Below are 18,710 nucleotides of genomic sequence, written 5' to 3'. Positions count from 1 at the left end.
ACCGGGGATGGGGGTCACCTACTATTTCTCCTCCGAGTTACTGGTCCTCCGAGCCGGCCCCGACCAGGTCGCGGATCCGGTACGCCTGCACCAGCCGGTCGTGCAGCGCGTCCAGCCGGACGTCGACGCGCTGCCGGGCCGGGTCGGCGTCGTGCCAGTCGACGATTTCCCGGGCACCCCGGCTGAACGGCACCGTCGCCACGAAGTCCGGCACCAGTCGGCGCAGCTTGCTGTTGTCGAAGACCATCGAGTGCGCCTTGTCGCCGAGCAGCGCCGCGCCCCACTCGGGATCCGCGGCGGCGATCGTCTCCGACGGCACGTGCACGATCCGGGCCGGCACCCCGGCCGCCGCCGCCAGCGTCTCGGCGATCTGGTTCCAGGTGAGCACCTCGTCGGAGGTGATGTGGAAGACGTCCCCGATCGCGGCCGGATGCCCGAGCAGCGGCACGAATCCCCGGGCGAAGTCCGTGTGGTGGGTGAGTGTCCACAGTGACGTCCCGTCGCCGTGCACGACGATCTCCCGGCCCCGGCGCATCCGGTCGAGCACCGTCCAGCCGCCGTCGAACGGCACCAGGGTCCGGTCGTAGGTGTGCGACGGGCGCACGATGGTGGCCGGGAACCCGTCCTCCCGGTACGCCCGGACGAGCAGGTCCTCACACGCGATCTTGTCCCGGGAGTACCGCCAGTACGGGTTGCGCAGCGGTGTCGACTCCACGATCGGCAGCCGTGCCGGTGGGGTCTGGTAGGCCGACGCCGAGCTGATGAAGACGTACTGGCCGGTCCGGTCCCGGAACAGTTCCGTGCTGGTCCGCAGGTGTGCCGGGGTGAAGGCGATCCAGTCGACCACCGCGTCGAACTCCCGACCGCCGAGGGTGGACCGCACCGAGTCCGGGTCGCGGATGTCGGCGCGCAGCACCCTGACCTCGGGCGGCAGCGGCCGCCGGGTGGTGGTGCCCCGGTTGAGCACCGTCAGCTCGATCCCGCGTTCGACGGCGAGCCGGGAACAGGCGGAGCTGATGATCCCGCTGCCGCCGACGAAGAGAACCCTGCGGGCGCTGATGGCGCCACCTCCTGTGCTCACCGCCGACCCGGCGGAACGCTGGCGCACCGGCCGCCCGGAACGCGTGTCGGTCTCACCGTCTAGGGAAGGCTGTCAGTATGGCCGCTCGCCGGTCCGGGCCACAACGCGCGGAGTCGGCGGTCGGGAGGGAGTCCGGTCAGGAGCAGTCGAACCGGTAGTCGAACGGGCGCTCCGGGCAGGACGGGCAGACGAACAGGTAGCTGCCGCCGGCGTCACCGAGCATGATCCCGGCCGGGTTCTGCACCGCCCGCCACGGGTGGTCGTCGTCGCCGTCGAACGACCAGCCGGCCATCGCGGGCCGGTCCTCCACCGGAATCCACCGCCTCTCGTCGCCGCGGCTGAACTCCCAACTCGCGATGGTGAGCAGGTGGCTCATGCCGGTACCGCATTCGCAGACCGGCCAGTCGGGGCTCTGGGCCCAGCCGGGATACCCGCCGGCCTTGGTCCCGGACGCCTCCGACAGGTCGTACTCGTACTGCCAGCCCGTCTGCTCCGCCACCCGCCGTACGGTGTCGTCGATCTGCCCCCACACCTCGGGTGGCAGGTCGTGGCTGGGATATTCGACGACCGGCTCGGGATCGACGGTGCAGGGATCCGGGACAAGTGCCGGGTCGGCGTCCTCGTGCGGCGTCGGCATCGTCTCGCGGCGGGTGCCGACGTCCGCGCGTCGCCGCCACCGCAGGTGCGGCCGGGGCGAACACCACGGTTGGTGGTCGAACGGGCACCAGAGCACCTGCAACAGATCAGTCCCGGCGGGAAACGGCAGGTCCGGCACGTCGGCGGCGAAAATCTGGAGCACTGGTACCAGCGGCCCCTGCGCGGGATCGTCCGGGCCGGCGTCGAGGTGGTCCTCGGGATGTTCGCCCCCGCACCCGGGCCATGGTTCGTCGGCGGGCCACAGCAGCGGCCCGCCGACCGAACTCTGCTCGACCCCGGGCGACCCTTGCGGGCCCGCGCGTACGCTTCGGTCTGGAGCAGGCCGGGCACGAAGTTCGTCGTGCCACCGCAGCGAGACAGCTTCACACTCGATCTCCGGCCACGGCTGGAACCACTCGGGCGCACCCTCCTTCCGCGCCCTGGTAACCAACTTCCGCACGAGCTCGCCGGACTCCAACAACTCGTCGAGCTGCTCTGCCGTGTCCGGCATCGGACCAGCCGACCGCCCTGGAAGCGGTGCCCGACCGGCATCCCGCACTGATTGTCGGCCAGATCATCTACTGGGTTCCGCGCCGACGATGACCAGCCTGCCTCATCACCCGACACCCACCCCGGGCCGCCGGTCCGATGCTTCTGGGGGCGTGCGGCCGGGAACGCCGCCGGCCCGGGATTGTTAACGTCGATCCGTGCACCGGCGGGAAAGGGCGGCGGAACGTGCGGGTGACGATGACGAGTGTCCCGGCCCGGCCCGGCCGGGTGAACGAGGACTTCGCCGGAGCCGTGCCCGGCGCGGCGGTGGTCCTCGACGGCGCGGGCATTCCCGGCAGCGGATCGGTCTGCCGGCACGGCGTCGCCTGGTACGCCCGCCGCCTCGGCGGCACCCTGCTCGGCCTGCTGTCGCCGATTTCTGACGACCGCACCGCGCCGCCCAGCCTTCCGGCGCTGCTCGCCGAGGCGATCGACCGGGTGACGGACGAACACCGGGACAGCTGCGAGGTCACCGACCTGGTCAGCCCGTCGGCGACGGTGGCCATGCTGCGGGTCTGCGACGGTGTCGTCGAGCACCTGGTGCTCGGTGACTCGACGGTCGTACTCGACCGGGTGGACGGGCCGCCGCTGGTCGTCACCGATCCGCGCGAGGTGGTGACCAGCCGGTCGTACGAGGCCAGGCTCGCGGCCACCGAGCCCGGTGGCGACGAGTACCGGCGGCTGCTGCGGGAGCTGCGCGCCCACCGGAACCGGCCGGGCGGGTTCTGGGTGGCCAAGGACGATCCGCGGGCGGCGGACGAGGCGGTCAGCGGAAGCTGCCCGGCCGCCGAGCTGACCGGGGCCGTCCTGCTCAGCAACGGTGCCAGCCGGATCGTGCACCGGTTCGGGCTCGCCGACTGGCCGGAGGTGCTGACCGCCCTGGCCGCCCACGGACCTGCCGAGATCATCCGTCGGGTCCGTCGGGCCGAAGCCGAGCACGCGGTGCCGGCGGACGACGCGTCGATCGCACACTGCACCGATCTCGACACGGCCTGACCCTGAAGACCGGGTTCGGGAACGGGTTCGCTCCAGGATCGGCTATCCGCCTCGGGTCGGGGGCTCGGGTTCGCCGGCTCGGCGGCGGGTGCCGGTGACCGTGCTGCGGGGCAGTCGCCCGGCCCGGGAGTGGCCGGTGAGAGCGTCACCGTCCAGCACCACGTCGAAGTCGAGGTTGAGGCGCATCGGACGGGTCACCGACTGCCGCCAGGTCACCCGGGGACCGTCGCAGACGATGGCCCGGAGGGGTACGGTCTCCGCCCGCGTCGACGCGGTGCCGGCCAGGCCGCTGCCGTCGTCGGTGAAGACGAAGACCACGTTCAGCGTCCCGATCGGCGTCTTCAGCTGGACGTCCCAGGTGCCGAGGATCGGAGGCACGACCACTCCCCTCAGACCGTGACGGGCGTACGGCCGGTGTCGCGCCACACCACGCCGCGTCGCTCGTACTCGAACAGGGTTTCGACCGCGTGCGCGACGCGCGGGCCGAACTCGCGCTCCAGGAGGTGGAGGCCGAGGTCCAGGCCGGAGGTGACGCCGCCGGCGCTGACCAGGTCGCCGTCGTCGACGACGCGGGCCGGCACGGCGTGCACTCCCGTCGCGTCGAGCACGTCCATCCCCAGGACGTGGGTCACCGCGTGGCGGCCCTCGATCAGGCCCGCCATCGCCAGGGCGAGCGATCCGCCGCAGACGGCCGCGACCGTCACCTCGGGGTTGCGCAGCGCGGCACGCAGCAGCGGCACCGCCGCCGAGTCCGCGAACCGGGCGAGCAGCACGGGGATCGTCGCCACCTGGTCCGGGTCGCCGACGGTGGGCCCGACGGCGCCAGGCACCACGACGTAGCCCGGCCGGTCGGGGTCCAGCTTCGCTGTCGCCCGCAGCGTCAGGCCGCGGATGCCGCTGACCACCTCCCGCGGGCCCTCGGCGGCGACCAGCTCCACCGCCAGGGCGCCACCGGCCGCGTCGCCGCCGGCCGCGAGGACCTCGAACGGCGCGATCACATCAAGCGGGTCGAAACCGTCGAACAACACGATCTGTACCAACATGCCGTTGATCCTCGGCTGGCCGGACCGGCATGCCCAGTGGCAAGATTGCCATTGTCCGACTGATATTTGCCAAGCCGGAGGTTGTTCGGATGCACACGGTGTTCGTGCTGGCCCTGCCGGACACGATCGCGTTCGATCTCGCCACCCCGATCGAGGTGCTGGGCCGGGTGCGGCTGCCGGACGGCCGGCCCGGCTACCGGGTACTGGTCTGCGGTAGCGAGCCGACGGTCGACGCCGGCCCCCTGCGGCTCGCCGTCGACCACGGCCTGGACGCGCTCGCCGACGCCGACACCGTGATCGTGCCCGGCCGGTACGACCCGGCCGCGCAGCTGCCCGCCCCGGCACTCGACGCGCTGCGGGCCGCCGCGGCCGCCGGCACCCGCATCGCCTCGATCTGTGTGGGCGCCTTCACGCTGGCCGCGGCCGGGCTGCTCGACCACCGGCGGGCCACCACGCACTGGGCCGCCGCACCGCACCTGCGCGCCGCCTTTCCGGCCGTGCAGGTGGATCCCGAGGTGTTGTACGTCGACACCGGGCAGATCGTCACCTCGGCCGGAGCGACCGCAGGGGTGGACATGTGCCTGCACCTCGTGCGTCGCGACTACGGCGCCGCGGTCGCCGCCGACGCGTCGCGGCAGGCCGTCGCTCCACTGCACCGCGACGGCGGTCAGGCGCAGTTCATCGTGCGCCCCCGCGCGGACACCGCCAGGACCGGCCTGGACGCCGTCCTACAGTGGCTGGACGCCCACGCCCTCGACGAGGTGAGCCTGGCCGACCTGGCGGCGCAGGCCGGACTCAGCCCGCGTACGCTCAACCGCCGCTTCCACGAGGAGACCGGTCGCACCCCGATGCAGTGGGTCACCGGCGTGCGCATCCGGCGGGCCCAGGAACTGCTGGAGACCACCGACCACGGCGTCGACCGGATCGCCAACCTCGTCGGCTTCGCCTCGCCGGCCAACTTCCGCGCCCAGTTCAAGCGGCACAGCGGCGTGACACCCAACGCGTACCGGACCACCTTCCGGGCCGGCCCACAGCCTCCCGGCCCTCCCGGCCCTCCCGGCCCTCCCTGCGGCCCGTCGCGCGAAGCAGCGGACGGAGTCCGCGCAGGTCACTGAGAGCGGTTACCGGCATCCGGTCGCCGGTAACCGACGCGGCCGCGCCGAGCTGCCGCCCCGGCGCCGGTCGCCACCGACCGAGGCGCCTACGATGGACCCGGCTTCGACGTAGGTCTGGAGGTCTCGGTGCCCGATCCTGGTTCCCGGTCGCCGTCGGTGGAGGGTGTCGCAGCTCGCATCGACACGACGGTGCCACATCCGGCCCGTCGGTACGACTACCTGCTCGGCGGCAAGGACAACTTCGCCGCCGACCGCGAGTCCGCCGAGGCGATGCTGAAGGTCTACCCGACCGCCCGGATGGCCGTGCAAGAGAACCGCCGGTTCCTCCGCCGGGCGGTGGGCCACCTGGCCCGGGAGGCCGGGATCCGGCAGTTCCTCGATATCGGCACCGGTATCCCCTCGGTGGACAACACCCACGAGGTCGCGCAGTCGATCGCGCCCGAGTCACGGATCGTCTACGTGGACAACGACCCCATCGTGTTGACGCACGCGCGGGCGCTGCTGACCAGCACCGCGCAGGGGCGTACCGCCTATCTGGACGCCGACCTGCGGCGCCCGCGGGAGATACTCGGCCACCCGGACCTGCTCGCTACGCTCGACCTGGCGCAGCCGGTGGCGGTGCTGCTGGTGGCGATCATGCACTTCATCGTCGACGAGGACGACCCGTACGGCCTGGTCGAGGAGTTGCTCGCGCCGCTGCCGTCGGGCAGCGCGCTGGTGATGACCCACTTCACGAACGACTTCCTGCCGCCGGAGCTGGTGGCCAAGATCGAGGCTGCCTGGCGGGAGAACCCGGCCAACGGACAGGGCCGGGCCCGCACCGCCGAGGAGATCGGCCGGTTCTACACCGACCTTGAGCTGGTGTCACCGGGAATCGTCCCGCTCGCCGAGTGGCGGGCCGAGTCGGAGCCGCAGCCCCGGCCCGCCGCCCGCGACGTCACCGCCTACGGCGCGGTCGGCCACAAGCCCTGACGTCAACGCCTCCGGCCCAGCCGGCTGGAAGCCCCGACGCCCAGCGTCTTTGGCGCGGTCGGCTGCCAGCCCCGACATCAGTGGTCCGGGCCGGTGACCCGGCACAGGTCCGGCGCGGCTGCCCGGTCAATGCCGCGCCGGTGCGGCCGTGCTGCCGCGCACGACCAGGGTCGTGGCCAGCTCGACATGCGTCTGGCTGATCGTCTCCCCGGCCGTCAGGGCCAGGACGAGCCGGGCGGCGGTGGCGCCCATCTCGGTGATCGGTTGCCGCACGGTGGTCAGCGGCGGTCCGCACCAGCCGGCGTACGAGATGTCGTCGAAGCCCACCACGCTCAGGTCGTCCGGGATGCGTAGCCCGGCCTGCCGGGCCGCCTCGTAGGCGCCGAAGGCCTGCAGGTCGTTACCGCAGAGGACGGCCGTCGGTGGCTCGCCGAGGCGTAGCAGCTCGGCGGCCTGCCGGTGGCCGTCGTCGAACGAGAACCACAGTCCGGGCCGTAGCAGTCGCTCGTCCAGCGGCGCGCCGCCGGCCGCGAGGGCTGCTCGCACGCCGTCCAGGCGTTCCCGCGCGCAGAGCCGGTCGAGCGGTCCGCTGATCACGGCGATCCGTCGATGACCCAGTGCGAGCAGGTGCTGGGCGGCGGCGTAGGCGCCACGGCGGTTGGCCGCCGCCACCGAGGGCACCGGATGCAGTGGCTCCACCGTGGGGTCCACCACCACGACAGGGATGGCGCAGGCGGCCAACAGCCCGTGCTGTTCCGGCACGACCCCCATCTGCACGGTGATCACGCCTGCCGGCCGCCGCGACAGCAGGTCCCGTTCCCAGTTGCGGCCGGTCGCGGCCTCCCGTACCACGTCGGTGAAGCCGACCGCGAAGTCACGCTCGACCACGACCTGTTTCACGCCGCGCAGCAGCTCCATCGCGACCTGGCCCAGCGCACCGTAGAAGACCACCTCGACGCAGGCGGCCCGGGTGACCTTCTCGGGACGCCGGTAGTTCTGTCCGAGCAGCAGCTCCTCCACCCGGCGGCGGGTCTTCGGGGCCACCCCCGGACGGCCGTTGAGCACCTTCGACACCGTCGGCGGCGAGACGCCGGCCAGTCGCGCGATCGCGGCCACCGTCAGCGCACCACGTCGCCTCGGCGGCTTCCCGCCGTCCGCGGTCGCCCGTGACGCGGTCTGGACCGCCGGGTTGCTCGGCGTCACCGGATGGTCCGGCGCGCCGCCGTCCTGGGTCTGCGGGGGCCGTTGCCGTGAACTGCGGCGTTCGGCGACCTCCCGCAGCAGGCGGGCGCGCACCCGGTCCGCCTCGTCCGCGGCGTCGGCTCCGGCGGGCACGGTCTGCACGAGGTACTGCCGCTTCTTCGACGCGGGATCGATGCCCGCGTAGACCCGCACCCGCAGCGATCCACTCGGCAGGGTCTCTATCTCGCCCCGTGCCCGCCGCTTCGCGCTTCCGGCCGCCATGCTGGAACCGTAGCGCACGGCTCCACAGATAGCTCCACATAGCTCCACGTCACCTCGCACGGTGCCAGATGGCTCCACATCGCACGCTCGTATCGCCTCAACGGAGTGGCGCCGCGCGTTAACGAGTTCGTAACGAGGTCCGTGGAGCCATTTCGGGCCCGATGCATGGAGCCATGAGGATCTGCGACGGCTCCACGAGTACCGGCAGATCCCTCCTCGTCGCAGTACCGGTGACGACGACGCTCACCACCGAAACAGTCATTGCGAAGATAGACCGGTTCTGTCAGAGTGTGCAATCGAGGGATGGTCATCGATGGACGGTTGGCGTGGGGACCGGGATCAGGATCAGTCCCCGTGGTGACACCGGACCGGTGCCGACCGGACCGACAGGATCGAGCAGGCGCGGACCAGCCGACAGCCCAGAAGGACGAAACATGAACCAAGATCAGAATGCGCCGGTGGTCGGCGAGCGAAGACTGCTGAGCCGCAGAACCATCCTGACGACGATGGGAGCCGTACCGGTCCTCACGGTCGCCGCGTCGGTCATGCGGGCCACGGAAGCCACGGCCGCGACGGCGAACATCAATCCGTCGGCGCCACGGCAGACGATCAGGGGCTTCGGCGCCATGACCCACGCCGCCTGGATCGGCGACCTTACCGCCGCCCAGCGGGACACGGCGTTCGGCACCGGCGAGGGCCGGCTGGGGTTCTCCATCCTGAGGATCCCCGTCGGCGAGACCCAGGCGGACTGGAGCCGCGATCTCGCGACAGCGAAGCGGGCGGTCGAACTCGGGGCCACGGTCTTCGCGTCGCCGTGGAATCCCCCGGCCAGCATGATCGAGACCTTCACCCGCGGCAGCCAGACCAATGCGAAGCGGCTCAGATACAGCTCGTACGGCGCCTATGCCCAGTACCTGAATGACTTCAGCACGTACATGCGTAACAACGGGGTGAACCTGTACAGCATCTCGGTGCAGAACGAGCCCGACTACGCGCACGACTGGACGTGGTGGACCTCCGCCGAGATGGTCCGGTTCCTGCGGGAGAACGCCGGCTCGATCAACACCAGGGTCATGGCACCCGAGTCCTTCCAGTACGTGAAATCCATGTCCGACCCGATCCTGAACGACCCCACGGCGCTGGCCAACGTGGACATCATCGGGGCGCACCTCTACGGGACGTCGTACGCGAACTTCCCCTACCCCCTCTTCAGGCAGAAGGGGGCGGGCAAAGAACTCTGGATGACCGAGGTCTACTACCCCAACAGCAACACCAACTCGGGCGACGCCTGGCCCGAGGCGCTCGACGTCGGCGAGCACGTCCACCGCGCGATGGTGGACGCCGAATTCCAGGCGTACGTCTGGTGGTACCTCCGCCGCAGTTACGGCCCCATGCGGGAGGACGGTCAGATCAGCAAGCGGGGCGCCATGATGGTGCACTACTCCAGGTTCGTCCGTCCCGGATATGTCCGGATCGACGCGACGGCGAACCCGGCGTCGAACGTCTACGTCTCGGCGTACCGGGGCGGCGACACCGTCGTCATCGTCGCCGTCAACAAGAACACCTCGTCGGTGAGCCAGCAGTTCACCCTGTCGAACACCACCGCGTCCGGCAGCGTCTCGAACTGGCTGACCGACGGGAGCAGGACGGTCGCGCCGCAGAGCGCGCTCACGATGTCGAACGGCTCCCTCACCGTCACGCTTCCGGCCCGCAGCGTGATGACCTTCGTGACAAACGTGAGTGGCAGCACGCAGCCCACCCCGTCGGCCACGCCCACAGCTCCGCCCACGGTCGTTCCCACGACCCCACCCGGTGGCGGCACGGGGCCCCGGGTCACCTACGCGATGAACACCTGGAACTCCGGCTTCACGGCCAGCATCGGCATCACCAACACCGGCACCTCGACGATCGACGGCTGGACGCTTGCCTTCACCCTGCCCTCAGGCCAGTCCATCACCTCGGCCTGGAACGCCACCTACTCCCCCGCAAGCGGCCAGGTGAGTGTCCGCAACGTCAGCTACAACGGCACCCTCGCCCCGGGTGCGACCGTCGAGTTCGGCTTCCAGGCCACCCACACCGGCAACACCGCCGAACCAACCGCCTTCACCCTCAACGGCATCCCCTGCACAGTCGCCTGACCGACGGGCCAACGATCCCGGCAGAGCGTCCCGGCGGAGCGGCTGGATCAGGTGCGGCCCCTCCGTGCGGCCCCTCCGGCGACGGAGGGGCCGCGTCGTCCGGGCCCGGCCACCTCAGAACGGCTGGCGCGAGCAGGTCGGGAAGGGCCGGCTGGTGTCGTACCTCGCGACGAGGTACCGGCCGGGCCGCGGCCGTCGGCCGGTACGCCTCGTCAGGCGCCCGTCCCGGTGGACCGGGCGAGGGTGCCGTTCAGGTAGAGCCCTTCCTGGCAGGTCGTCGGCGCCGGAGCGCCGACCGGGGTGCCCGGTTGCCGGCAGACGACGGTGAGGGTCACCCGGGCCCCGGCCGGCACCCTGATCGGGGTGACCGAGTGGTAGTCCTGGTTACGGAAGTTCTCCAGCCCGTAGGTCACCACCCGGACGTCGTCGGCGGTGACGGTCAGGGTCCCGGTGTCTCCCTGCGGGTTGTCGACCAGGAAGTCGGTGATCAGGAGCACCCGGCCGCGGGGCACGGTGTAGCTGCGCGAAGCCGAACCCCCGGGGTTGGTCCGCAGCACCAGCGCGGTGGCGAACTGTCCACCCCGGCTGGCACCGTCGCTGCTGCCGGCGGCCCCCGGAGTCGGCGTCGGCGCGGCGGGGGCCGCGGCCCGCTCCTGTTCGATGGCGTCCCGCGCCGCCTCGCCGGCGGCCTCGCTCGCCGCCTCCTCCGCCTCGGTCGCGACCTGCGCCACGCCCTCGTCCAAAGCCTCCCGGGCCGCGGACGTCACCGCCGGACGCAGCAGCCCGAACCAGAGAGCGAGCAGAAGCAGCAGCAGGGCCAGCAACAGGGCCAGCAGCTTGAGCAGCCAGGCGGAGAGCACAGGCTGCTGCACAAGGGTGCCGTCCAGGGTGACGGCCCGGCCCGTCGCATCGCCCAGCACGGCGCGGAACGGCAGATGCCTCGGCGTGCCGCGCCAGAGCAGCCGCCGGGCCCGTACGCCGAGCACGGCCGCGTACCGCTCGCCCGCCGCCAGGGTCGTCGGCCTCGGCCGGGGCGCGAAGCGGAGCTGTTCGGCACCGTCGACCGCGGTGACGGTAAGCGTCTCCTCGACGTTGCCGCCGTTGACTCCGACGAGGCGGTAGCGGGCGCCGAGCCGCGCCCGGCGCACCTGCGGCCGTAGTTCCCCGGTCACCTCGGAGAACGGCGCGATGGTCAGCACGGCTTCCTCGACCGTGGCGGTCTGCGGCGCCTCGGACGGCACCACCCGGACGCCGTACGGCAGCTCTCCCGCGCGGACGTCGGAGGACCGGGGCGGCCGGACGGTGAGCGTGACGGTCTGACTCGCGCCGGGATAGAGGGAGACCCTCGGTGGGTCGAACGTCGCCCAGGTGCCCGGCATGCCGACCACGTCCAGGTCGTACCCCTCGACGACGTCACCCGAGTTCCGGACCGTCACCGGGATGTCGACGCTCTCGCCCGGCACGACCACCGCCGGGGTCTCGACCAGGCCCAACGAGATGCTCATGTGCCGACCGTAGCCGCGGCGGGGCCTGCCGGGACTGGCCGCCGGGGTACCGGCGCGGGCAGAGCCGCTGCCCGTTAGGTCCGCGTTAGGTGCCCGCGAAGTCCTGTCCGGCAACCTCTGCCCTGACCGCCGTACGCATCGGCGCGGCGGCACCGTCCGGACCGGACGCCCCGGAGCGGGGCGTCGAGCTGTGCTGGGAGGCTGGAGTGCACCGTGTCACGGTAAGCGTCCACGCGGAGGACCCGATCTCGCGGCTCGGGGTGGAGAGTCAGCTCCGTTCCCGGCCGGACCTGTGGGTGGTCGAGCCGGGCCAGGAGACAGCCGAGAGCGTCGCGCTGGTGGTCGTCGACGCCCTCGACGAGCCGGCCGCCCGGCTGCTGCGCCGACTGCACCGGGCCGGCCAGGCCAGACTGGTGCTGGTGCCGGCCAGGATCGACGATGCCGGGTTGTCGCTCGCGGTGGAACACGGCGTGGTGGGAGTGGTCCGCCGCGCCGAGGCGAGCGCGGAACGGCTCAGCCACATCGTCCTGGCCGTCGCCCGGGGCGAGGGCGCGCTTCCCGCCGACCTGCTCGGTCGGCTGATGGCCCAGGTGGGCCGGCTCCAGCGGCAGATACTCGAACCGCGCGGCCTCACCCTGCTCGGGTTGAGCACCCGCGAGGTGGACGTGCTGCGTCTGGTCGCGGACGGGTTCGACACCCGGGAGATCGCCGGCAAGCTCTCCTATTCCGAGCGGACCGTGAAGAACGTACTGCACGGCATCACCGCTCGGCTTCAACTACGCAACCGGGCGCACGCCGTCGCCTACGCCCTGCGCAACGGTCTGATCTGACGACCGGGGCGACCCGGCCACCCGCGGTTGCCTGAACGGGCCGGCACCGTTGCCCCCGACGGTGCCTTCCGGTCCGCACCGGCCGGCCGGCAACCGTCGGACGATGGTGGCCGGCCCGCCCGCCGCCCACCTCCATCCCGCCGCACGCCCGATGAGGTCCACTTGCGACGTTCGATCGGATTTCCCGTTGTACTGGCCGTGCTGCTCGCCGGTACGCTGCCGCCCGCCGCCGGATTCGTCGGCCCGGGCCGGGCCGCACCCGCGCCCGTGCCGACGGCGGCGCCCGGCCCGGCGCCGAACCCCGAGGTGAGTCAGCGGATCGCGTACGCCGGCACCGGGCACCGCAGCCTCGGAATCGTCCGGGGCGAGGGGACGGAGGCGACCGCGGCCCCACTCTTCGGGTCCGGACCCGACCACTTCGACGACGAACTCTCGGCACGCGGCTCGACGGTGACCTGGGTGAGTCGACGCGACGAGCGCAGCGCCGAGGTCTACCTGCGCCGGGGCGCCGGGCCGGTGCTCCGGGTCACCCGGAACTCGACCGACGAGTGCCGGCCGGTCCTCTCCCCCGACGGCACCCGGATCGCGTACAGCTCGGCCGCCGGCCGGGACGACGGCGGACAGGACATCTACGTGATCGACGTCGACGGCGGCAGTCCCCGCCGGGTGACCGACGGGACCGGCGACAACACCTGGCCCACCTGGTCGCCGGACGGCAGCACGCTGGCCTTCGCCGGACGGCGCGGCACCGACACCCTCCCCCAGGTCTACCGGGTGCCGGCCGGTGGCGGGTCGGTCAGCCGGGTCACCGCCGAACCCACCGGGGCCGCCGAGCCGGCCTGGGACCCGAACCCGACGCACCGGCGCATCGCGTACACGCTCGGGCCGGCGACCTCGCATCCCGAAGTCTGGCTATCCGCCCCGGACGGCACCGGTCGGGTCCCGATGCTGCTGCCCGGCTGGCAGGCCCGGCAGCCGGCGTGGACGGCCGACGGGGCGACCGTGGCGTTCGTCAGCCGTAGCCTGCCGGACGGCGAGACGACCGGGAACGTCGACCGGGTCTACTCGGTCCTGGTCCAGGACGATCCGTGCCAGTGCGTGGTGGTGCCACGGCTGGCCGAGGACCGCGACGTCAGCCACCCCACCTGGTACGCCGCCCCGGGCGCCGACACCGAATCGCTGCTGGTCGCCCGGACCAGTGCCCCGGACCGGACCACCGCCACCCTGCAGGACATCCGTCCGGACGGGGTGGACCCCCGCGACCTGCGGATTCCTGTGCTGCGCGAGGATCCCGGGGCGGTTGCCGACTCCCGACTGCTCTGGGAGCCGAACGACGGCGATCCGTGGTTCGAACGGCAGGCGTACTCGCCCGACGGGCAGCGGATCGCGGTCAGCCGGTTCGAGACGGTCGACGACGTCCGGACCGAACGGATCTGGATCGTGGACGCCGACGGCGGCCGGCCACGGCTGCTGCCGATCGTCGGGCGGGGGCGCGGTGACCGGGAGACGGACCCGGCCTGGTCACCGGACGGCTCCCGGCTCGCCCTGGTCCGCAACTCGCCCGGCGACGGGCCGGATGCGCCGCGTACACCGTCCCGGATCGAGGTGGTCGACGCCGACACCGGGCAGCGTCTGCTGGACCTGCCGGTTCCGGACGCCCTGGCCGGACTCGACGACACCCAACCGGCCTGGTCGCCCGACGGCACCCGGCTCGCCTTCACCCGGGGCACCTACCGGGGCGACGTGTCGACACACATCTGGACCGCCGACGCCACGGACGGGCTCGACCAGACGGACCTGACCGCGGCGGTCTGCGGTACCGGCTGCCCGGTCGTCGACGACAGCGCCGCCTTCTCGCCGGACGGTAGCCGGCTGGTCTTCAACCGGGAGGCCGACGGCCTGGTCCTGGTCGACCCGGACGGCAACCGGTGCCGGCTGCTGCTGCCCGGCGGCGGATCCTGCGCCCTGCCGGTGCCGGACCGCGAGGACGGTCCGCACCAACCACGGGACGTCGCCTGGTCGCCGGACGGCGAGCGGCTCGTCTTCTCGGCACGCCGGGCCGAGGACAACAACTCGCCCGAGGCGCTGTGGAGCTACGACCTCGACGACGGCAGCGTCCGGCCGTTGACCGGACACCTGCCCGGACGGCAGAAGGAACCGAGCTGGCAACGCCGCTTCGACGTCGCCACCGCCGTGTCGGCCCCCGCACCCGGCACCACCGTCGGCGGCCGGACCACGCTGCGGCTCGCCGTCACCGACCAGGGACCGACCGCCGCCGACGGCGTCCGGGGCAGCCTCGACGTTCCACCCGGGCTCTCCGTGACCGGCCTCGACACCCCGGTCGGCGAGTGCGTACTCGCCACCCTGCGCTGTGCGCTGGGCCGACTCGGCGTCGGACGCACCGTCGAGCTCGGGGTCGAACTGGTGGGCACCGCCCCGGGCGACTTCGAGCTGGCCTGGTCGGTCGAGGCCGACCCGATCGACACCGACCCCTCGGACAACCGTGCGGCGACCACGGTACGGGTCGTTCCCGCACCGCCGGGCAGCCCGGCCGATCCGGCGTTGACCGTCTCCCTGGACCCGCAACCCGGGTACGTCGGCGGCACCGTCACCGTCAGGTACACGGTGCGCAACGCCGGTGGGACGGCCGCCACCGGTCTGCGGGTCCGGCCGGGCCTGCCCGACGGCGTACCGGTCGGTGGAGCCCTCGCCGGCTGCCCGGCCGACGGCTGCCCGGTGCCGGACCTCGCCCCGGGCGCTGCCGCCACCGTCGCGGGAACGCTCACTCCGGGCGCGGCGCTGCGGGCGACCGTCCGGGGCACCGTCACCACCACCGGGGGCAACGCCGACCCGGGCAACGACAGCGCGCGTGGGCCGCTGCGGGTGCTCGCCCCACGGATCGTGGCGGTGCCGCCGATCGGGCCGCCCGGGTTCGTCGCCTCGATCCGGGGCGTGGACTTCCCGCCCGGTCGGCCGCTGCGGCTCGCCTGGGACCTCGGAATAACCGCCGTCGCCCCGCCGGTGCGGCCGGCGGCCGACGGCAGCTTCACCGCCCAGTTGCCGGTGTTGCCGAGGGACCGGCTGGGTGGCCGGCAGGCGGTGGCCAGCGGGACCGGGTTCCGGGCGGTGCGTACCCCGTTCCTGGTGGTCCTGCCGGCTCAGCAACCACCTGGCCTGCTGCACCGGCGGTGGTGACGACGATGGGGGTGGAGGCGTGATACACGAGATCGACGAGGGACTGCGCGGTCTGGTCCTGGAGGAGATGCTGGCGGGTACCGGGGCGGACGTGTCGTTCGACCCGCCCACCCGGCAGTGGGCGGCCCGACGCAACGCGCCGACGGTGAACCTGTTTCTCTACGACATCCGGGAGGACCGGTCGCGGCACTTCCAGGGCCGGGTCGCCGAGCGGGACGCTGCGGGCCGGACGGTGGCCTGGCACGACTCGCCGCACTTCTACGCGCTGTCCTACCTGCTCACCGCGTGGACCAACCGGCCAACCGACGAGCACCGGCTGCTCGCCACGCTGCTGGCCGGTCTGGTCCGGTACGACGAACTGCCGTCCGCCCGGTTGACCGGCTCACTCGCGGCACTGCGCCTGGCGGTGCCGATGTCGGTTGCCGCACCACCCGGCGAGGGACGGGCACTGGCCGACGTGTGGAGCGCGCTGGGTGGAGAACTCAAACCGTCGCTGGACCTGGTGATCGTCGCACCGGTGTCGACCCGCCGGATCGTGGCCGCGCCGCCGGTGCGGGAACGGGCGGTCGTGGTCACCGACACCGCCGGGCGGTTGGCGAGCCTGCGCTCCCGTACCGCCGCGTCCCGCCGCCGGGACGACGCTCGGGACGGGGCCGACGCTCGGGACGGGGCCGAGCGGGTCGGGGCCGAGCGGGTCGGGGCCGTTCCGGGCGCCGGACAGGACGATCGGAGGTGAGCCACCCGGACGGCATGGCGTACCTGTGGGACCGGCTCGGACTGGTCGCGGCCCGGGTGGACCGACTGGTCGCCCAACGCAGCCGGAACGATCCCCGGCCGGACGACCCGTTCCGGGGCCTGTACCTGGCGGCGGCCGACGTCGACCGTCTGCTCGCCCGGTCATCCGGACCGGAACCGGTGGATCCGACCGAGGAGCGGGCGCGCACGGCGGCGGAGGAGCGGGCCACCGAAGCCGGGACCGAGCCGCGGCTGCGGCGGTTGGCGCACGCCTTCGGGCTCACCGGACTGGACGTGGAGGTGCTGCTCGTCGCGATGCTCCCCGACGTCGAACCCCGGTACGAGCGGCTCTACGGCTATCTCAACGACGACGTCAGCCGGCGCCGGGCGACCGTGGGGCTGGCCCTGGAGCTGTGCGGCAGACCGCCGGGTGACGCCGCCGGCCGGGCCCGGTTCACCGGCTCCGCGCCGCTGGTCGCCGACGGGCTGTTGCTGGTCGAGCAGCCGGACCAGCCGTACCTGTCGCGTGCGCTGCGGGTGCCCGACCGGGTGGCCGCGCACCTACTCGGCGACGACACTCCGGACGCCCGGCTGGCCGGAGTGTCCTGGCCGGCCGAGGACCACGCCGCCGACCCGCTGGACCCGAACGACTCGAACGGGTCCAACGGGTCCAACAGGTCCAACAGGTCCAGCGGGTCCGACAGGTCCGACAGGTCGGAGCACTCGGACGGGTCGGAGCGCGCCAGGGCCGCCGAGCGGCTCGGCGCGGCGCTGCGCTGCGGAGTGGACCTCGGTTACCTGCGGGATCGTCCCGGCTGCGCCGCCGACGACCTGGCAGTCGCGGCGCTGGTCCGGGCCGGCCGTTCGGTGTTCCGGCTCGACCTGGAGGCGCTGGCTGCCGATCCCGCCCCCGCCGAGGCACTGGCCGCGACGGTACGGGAGGCCCGACTGCGTGGTGCCGGCCTGGTGGCCGGCCCGGTGCAGGCCCTGGATCCGGTCGGGCGGCCGGAGCACGCCCGGCTGCTGCGCCGGGTCGCCGACCAGCCGGTGCCGGTGTTGCTCACCGGATCGGCCGAGTGGGATCCGCACTGGACGCGACGGGCGCCGCTGCTGGTCGCCGCCCCGCCGCTCGACGAGCGGGGCCGGGCCCGGCTGTGGCGGGCGGCCGGTGCGGCTCTGAACGCGGACCGGCCCGCCGGTTGGATCGACGGCGTGGACCCGGCACGCGAGCTGGCGCCGTACCTGCTCGGCCCGGAGCAGGTGCGGCGGGCCGCGCAGGCCGCCGACCAGTTGGCCCTCTTCGCCGGCGCCGACCGGGTCGACTCCGGTCACCTGCGCGCCGGGGTACGCGGACAGAACGCCGGTGGCCTGGCCCGGCTGGCCCGGCGGATCGAACCCGGCGTCGGCTGGGCCGACCTGGTGCTCCCCGGTCCGGTCCAGGACCAGTTGCGCGAGCTGGCGCTCCGGGTGCGATACCGGGACCGGGTGCTGGGCCGGTGGCGGATGCGCCCCGGCGGCGGGCGGGGCCGGGGCGTACTGGCGCTGTTCGCCGGCGACTCCGGCACCGGCAAGACCATGTCGGCGGAGGTGGTCGCCGCCGACCTCGGTCTGGACCTGTACGTCGTGGACCTCGCCACCGTGGTGGACAAGTACGTCGGCCAGACGGAGAAGAACCTGGAGCGGATCTTCACCGAGGCGGCCGGGATCAACGGCCTGCTCCTGTTCGACGAGGCGGACGCGATCTTCGGCAAACGGTCCGAGGTCAACGACGCGCACGACCGCTACGCCAACCTGGAGAGCGCCTACCTGCTGCAACGGATGGAGTCCTTCGACGGCGTCGCGGTGCTGACCACGAACCTGCGGGCGAACCTGGACGAGGCGTTCACCCGGCGGCTCGACCTGATCGTCGACTTCACGATGCCGGACGCGACCCAGCGGCGGGCGCTCTGGGACCGCTGCCTCGGCACCGAACTGCCCCGCGACGACGACCTCGACCTGGACTTCTGCGCCGGCAACTTCGAGTTGTCCGGTGGCAGCATCCGGGCCTGCGTGGTGACCGCGGCGTACCTGGCGGCGGAGGGCGGCCGGCCGGTGCGGATGGCGGACCTGATCGGCGCGGTGCAGCGGGAGTACCGCAAGCTCGGCCGGCTGCTGCTGGAGAGCGAGTTCGGCGCCCACCGACCGCGCGAGGAGCCTGCGCCAGTTCACTGACCACGGAGGAGAGCCATGCGCGCACACGATCCGCCGGACCGCGACGTCCGGAACAGCACGGACCGGCGACTCCGGCCGGAAGGCGCTACCGCCGCGCCGACCGGGGCTACGGCCGCGATAATCGCGCTGCAACGCCAGGCCGGCAACGCCGCGGTCGCCGAGGCGATACGGCGGCAGCGCTCCGGCCACACCCCGGGCCAGCGGCAGGCCCACGACCACGACGACGGGCAGCGGTCCGAC

The 18,710-nt window shown here is 73.0% G+C and carries 13 protein-coding genes and 1 pseudogene; 8 read left to right on the top strand and 6 right to left on the bottom strand.

All coding sequences use genetic code 11. The features are described 5' to 3' along the window. Positions 1-37: 37 nt before the first annotated feature. Both ACN28A_RS27060 and ACN28A_RS27055 read right to left on the bottom strand, forming a co-directional pair. Entirely contained in the window at positions 38-1,081 is a 1,044-nt protein-coding gene (locus ACN28A_RS27060) for an SDR family oxidoreductase (RefSeq protein WP_421399530.1), read from the bottom strand. A gap of 136 nt (positions 1,082-1,217) precedes the next feature. Continuing rightward, complete coding sequence (locus ACN28A_RS27055) at positions 1,218-2,228, bottom strand: hypothetical protein (RefSeq protein WP_421399528.1); 1,011 nt, start codon at positions 2,226-2,228, stop codon at positions 1,218-1,220. Between the two features lie 236 nt (positions 2,229-2,464). Here ACN28A_RS27055 and ACN28A_RS27050 point away from each other — a divergent pair, with 236 nt between their 5' ends. After that, positions 2,465-3,262, top strand: a complete 798-nt coding sequence (locus ACN28A_RS27050) for a hypothetical protein (RefSeq protein ID WP_421399526.1) — start codon at positions 2,465-2,467, stop codon at positions 3,260-3,262. Positions 3,263-3,304: 42 nt separating this feature from the next. Here ACN28A_RS27050 and ACN28A_RS27045 read toward each other — a convergent pair whose 3' ends face one another. After that, positions 3,305-3,640: a hypothetical protein gene (locus ACN28A_RS27045; protein ID WP_421399524.1), complete on the bottom strand. Its 336-nt coding sequence runs from the start codon at positions 3,638-3,640 to the stop codon at positions 3,305-3,307. A gap of 11 nt (positions 3,641-3,651) precedes the next feature. Beyond that, positions 3,652-4,305 (bottom strand): DJ-1/PfpI family protein, encoded by a 654-nt coding sequence (locus ACN28A_RS27040; RefSeq protein ID WP_421399522.1) that lies wholly within the window; start codon positions 4,303-4,305, stop codon positions 3,652-3,654. An 89-nt stretch (positions 4,306-4,394) separates the two neighbouring features. On the opposite strand from ACN28A_RS27040, the pseudogene ACN28A_RS27035 reads away from it, so the two are divergent. Both ACN28A_RS27035 and ACN28A_RS27030 read left to right on the top strand, forming a co-directional pair. Further along, positions 4,395-5,327, top strand: a pseudogene (locus ACN28A_RS27035) (GlxA family transcriptional regulator); the annotation flags it as partial. 219 nt (positions 5,328-5,546) lie between these two features. After that, positions 5,547-6,392 (top strand): SAM-dependent methyltransferase, encoded by an 846-nt coding sequence (locus ACN28A_RS27030; protein WP_421399520.1) that lies wholly within the window; start codon positions 5,547-5,549, stop codon positions 6,390-6,392. A 126-nt stretch (positions 6,393-6,518) separates the two neighbouring features. On the opposite strand, the gene ACN28A_RS27025 is transcribed toward ACN28A_RS27030, so the two are convergent. Next, a complete protein-coding gene (locus ACN28A_RS27025) occupies positions 6,519-7,856 on the bottom strand; it encodes a LacI family DNA-binding transcriptional regulator (protein WP_421399517.1) in 1,338 nt (445 codons plus the stop codon). Between the two features lie 434 nt (positions 7,857-8,290). Here ACN28A_RS27025 and ACN28A_RS27020 point away from each other — a divergent pair, with 434 nt between their 5' ends. Further along, positions 8,291-9,994, top strand: a complete 1,704-nt coding sequence (locus ACN28A_RS27020; protein WP_421399515.1) for a cellulose binding domain-containing protein — start codon at positions 8,291-8,293, stop codon at positions 9,992-9,994. A gap of 212 nt (positions 9,995-10,206) precedes the next feature. Here the strand turns inward: ACN28A_RS27020 and ACN28A_RS27015 are convergent, their stop codons facing one another. Further along, on the bottom strand, positions 10,207-11,499 hold the full coding sequence (locus ACN28A_RS27015; protein ID WP_421399513.1) for a hypothetical protein: 1,293 nt from the start codon (positions 11,497-11,499) through the stop codon (positions 10,207-10,209). A gap of 206 nt (positions 11,500-11,705) precedes the next feature. Between ACN28A_RS27015 and ACN28A_RS27010 the strand changes: the two genes are divergently transcribed. The 4 genes from ACN28A_RS27010 (at position 11,706) to ACN28A_RS26995 (ending at position 18,470) form a co-directional block, all read left to right on the top strand. After that, a complete protein-coding gene (locus ACN28A_RS27010) occupies positions 11,706-12,329 on the top strand; it encodes a LuxR C-terminal-related transcriptional regulator (RefSeq protein WP_421404660.1) in 624 nt (207 codons plus the stop codon). A 162-nt stretch (positions 12,330-12,491) separates the two neighbouring features. Continuing rightward, positions 12,492-15,524, top strand: coding sequence for a hypothetical protein (locus ACN28A_RS27005; RefSeq protein ID WP_421399511.1), 3,033 nt, complete (start codon positions 12,492-12,494; stop codon positions 15,522-15,524). Between the two features lie 19 nt (positions 15,525-15,543). Next, on the top strand, positions 15,544-16,260 hold the full coding sequence (locus ACN28A_RS27000) for a DUF4255 domain-containing protein (RefSeq protein WP_421399509.1): 717 nt from the start codon (positions 15,544-15,546) through the stop codon (positions 16,258-16,260). Further along, positions 16,257-18,470, top strand: coding sequence for an ATP-binding protein (locus ACN28A_RS26995; RefSeq protein ID WP_421399508.1), 2,214 nt, complete (start codon positions 16,257-16,259; stop codon positions 18,468-18,470). Before ACN28A_RS27000 ends, ACN28A_RS26995 begins: the two co-directional genes overlap by 4 nt. Positions 18,471-18,710: the final 240 nt, after the last annotated feature.

The sequence above is a fragment of the Plantactinospora sp. WMMB782 genome, from assembly GCF_049179135.1.
In the GTDB taxonomy this organism is placed as follows: Bacteria; Actinomycetota; Actinomycetes; order Mycobacteriales; family Micromonosporaceae; genus Plantactinospora.
The sequence above is the reverse complement of the archived record's forward strand: the minus strand, read 5'-3'. Positions and strand labels throughout refer to the sequence as shown.